Origin of the sequence: Kitasatospora sp. NPDC059571, assembly GCF_042735675.1 — a bacterium.
In the GTDB taxonomy this organism is placed as follows: Bacteria; Actinomycetota; Actinomycetes; order Streptomycetales; family Streptomycetaceae; genus Kitasatospora.
This window is the reverse complement of record NZ_JBHWBW010000589.1, coordinates 1-3103: the sequence shown is the minus strand read 5'-3', so window position 1 is coordinate 3103 and position 3103 is coordinate 1. Positions and strand designations below refer to the sequence as shown.

Genomic DNA, 3103 nt, shown 5'->3' with positions numbered 1-3103 from the left:
TCCCGGTGCTGTTCCGGCACCGGGTCCCGTTCAAGTTCCTGATCGACGCCTGGTCGGTGGAGTTCACCAGCGGCAAGACCTTCTCCCGCACCGCCAGCGGCAAGTTCATCACCGTCTACCCGCCCGACGACGCGGCCTTCCGCGCGGTCGGCGTCGAGCTGGCCGCCGCCCTGCACGGCCGCACCGGGCCGTACATCCTCTCCGACCGCCGCTGGCCCGGCTCCACGGCCGTCTACTACCGCTACGGCGGGTTCGCCGCGGTCAAGCGGCTGCGCCCGGACGGCGTCAGCGACCTGATGATCACCGCCCCGGACGGCACCCCCGTGCCGGACGTCCGCACGCCGTACTTCGACCTGCCGCACTGGGCCGCGGACCCGTTCCCGGCCGAGCCGGAGGACGCCGACGCACCGCTGAACGGCCGCTACACCCCGCACACCGCGCTGGCCTTCGGCAACCGCGGCGGCGTGTACCTGGCCACCGACGCGGTGACCGGCCGGGACGTCGTCCTCAAGGAGGCCCGGCCGGGCATCCTGGTGGGCCGCCCCGGCCGCCCGGCCGTCGAGGTGCTGGAGAAGGAGTACCGGCTGCTGTGCGCACTGGCCGACACCGGCCGGTTCGTCCGGCCGGTCGACTTCTTCCGCGAGTGGGAGCACGCCTTCCTGGTCGAGGAGGTGCTCGACGGCCCGCACTACAGCCGGCACTGCATCACCGCCAACCCGGTGATCACCGGCCGCCTCGACGGCGCCGCGCTGCGCGACTACTACCTGGGTCAGCGCACCCTGTGGCGGCAGATCGCCGAGGCGGTCGCCGCCGCCCACGACCGCGGCATCCTGCTCGGCGACCTCTCCTACACCAACGTCCACGTCACCGAGGGCGGTTCGGCCGCCGTCGTGCTCGACCTGGAGACCGCCGTCGAGGACGGCAAGGACCCGCACCTCGGCGTGCACACCGTCGGCCTGGCCAGCCCCCGGCTGACCGCCACCAACCGCTACGACCGGGCCGCCGACTACCACGCCCTCGGCGCGCTGATCCTCAGCTCGGTCATGGTGGTCAACAACACCACCGGCTTCCACCGGCCCGCACTGGACCGCTTCCTGGACGCGCTCGCCGCCGACCTCGCCCTCCCCGCCGAGCTGCCCGCGCTGATCCGCCGGCTCACCGACCCGGACGCGGTGGACGCGGACTTCGACCCGGCCGAGGTGCTCGCGGAGATCGACGCCCTGCCGTTCGAGACCCACCCGGGCTGGGACGCCCCCGTCCCGCTGGCCCGGCCCGCGGATCCCGCCACCGACGTGCCCGCCGTCGACGGCGCCGGGCCCGCCGCCCTCGCCGAGCGGATCGCCGCGCACGTCGAGGCCTCCGCCGACCCGTCCCGCACCGACCGGCTCTTCCCCGCCAACCCGCTGGTCTTCCAGACCAACCCGCTCTCGCTCGCCCACGGCGCGGCCGGCGTGCTGTACGGCCTGCACCGGCTGCGCGGCGAGGCGCCGGCCCGGCTGGTCGGCTGGGCGCTCTCCAGGGACACCGACTCCGCCGCGTACCCGCCCGGCCTCTACCTCGGCCAGTCCGGCCTGGCCTGGGCCTTCGACGCGCTCGGCCACCCCGAGGTGGCGGCAGCCCTGATGGACCGGGCCCGCAGCCACCCGCTGCGGTTCGCCGCCCCCGGCGTCCTGCACGGCACCGCGGGCTACGGCCTCGCCTGCCTCCACCTGTGGCGCCGCACCGGCGACCTCCGGCTGCTCGACGACGCCCGCGAGGCCGGCCGGGCGCTGGAGGCCGCCGTTGTCCGCGACGAGCGCGGCGCACACTGGCCGCAGACCGCCCCCGGCGGCGGCCGGGTGATCCGGGTCGGCTACGGCCACGGCGGGAGCGGCATCGCCCTCTTCCTGCTCTACCTCTACCTGGCCACCGGGCAGGAGCACTGGTACCGCCTCGGCCGGCAGGCCCTCGGCTTCGACCTGCGCCAGGGCACCCTCACCCCCGGCGGCACCTGGGCCTGCCCCGCGCAGGTCCGGGAGGCCGGCGACGACGGCCGACAGGTGCTGCGCAATTACTGGGACGAGGGCACCGCCGGTGTCGCCACCGCCGCCCTGCGCTACCTGGCGGTCCGCCCGGACGACGAACTGGCCGCCGCGGTACCGGCCATGCTCGCCGACTCGGCCCGCACCTACGCGGTCTTCCCGCACCTCTTCCACGGCCTGGCCGGCCTCGGCAACGTACTGCTGGACGCCGGCGAACTCCTCGGCGACGAGCGATGGTTCGCCGAGGCGAGGCGGGTCGCCGGCGGCATCCTGCTGAGCCGGATCGAACACCCCGAGGGCCTCGCCTTCCCCGGCGAGCAGGCGCTGCGCGAGAGCTGCGACCTGGCCACCGGATCGATCGGCATCGCGCTCTTCCTGGACCGGCTCGGCCGCGCCGGGCCCGGGGGACGGACCAACTTCAACTTCACCGTCGACGGGCTGCTGCCGTGAGTCCGGGCGGCCGGTTCCGCCTGGTCGGCGCCAACCCGCTCTTCCGGCGGCTGTGGATCGGCCAGTTCACCTCCGAACTCGGCAGCTCCATGGCGGTCCTGGCGATCCCGCTGCTCGCCGTGGCGGTCAGCGGCTCGCCCGCCCGGGCCAGCCTGCTCGCCACGCTCGGCTTCGCCACCACCTGGCTGACGGCCGTCCCGGCCGGCCAGCTCGCCGACCGGGTGGCACCGCGCCGGCTGATGCTCGGCTGCGACGCCGTCCGGCTGGTCACGGTGACCGCGGTGGCCGCCGGCGTCCTGCTCGGCGGACCGCCGCTGTGGCTGCTCGGCACCGCCTCGGTGGTCTCCGCCGCCGCGATGATGGCGTTCAACCCGGCCGCGGGGAAGCTGCTGCGCACAGTGGTGCCCGACGACCAGTTGCCCGAGGCGGTGGCCGCCAACCAGATCCGCGGCTACACCGCGGCGATCGTCGGGCCGTCCGTCGGCGGCGCCCGGTTCGGCGCCGCCCGGGCCGTGCCCTTTCTCGCCGACGCGCTCTCCTACGCGGTGTCGCTGCTCTGCGCTGTGTCTTATAAACAAATGACGCTGCCGACGATATTTGGAGTGTTTTTAAAGGGGGGGGGCGGAATATAT

Annotated in this window: 2 protein-coding genes; both read left to right on the top strand. The window is 74.8% G+C overall.

What is annotated here, in order from left to right; all coding sequences use genetic code 11:
* On the top strand, positions 1-2471 hold a 2471-nt coding region (gene lanKC, locus ACFV0G_RS36090; RefSeq protein ID WP_380557054.1), incomplete at its 5' end, for a class III lanthionine synthetase LanKC.
* On the top strand, positions 2468-3103 hold a 636-nt coding region (locus ACFV0G_RS36085; protein WP_380557053.1), incomplete at its 3' end, for an MFS transporter. The genes lanKC and ACFV0G_RS36085, both read left to right, overlap by 4 nt.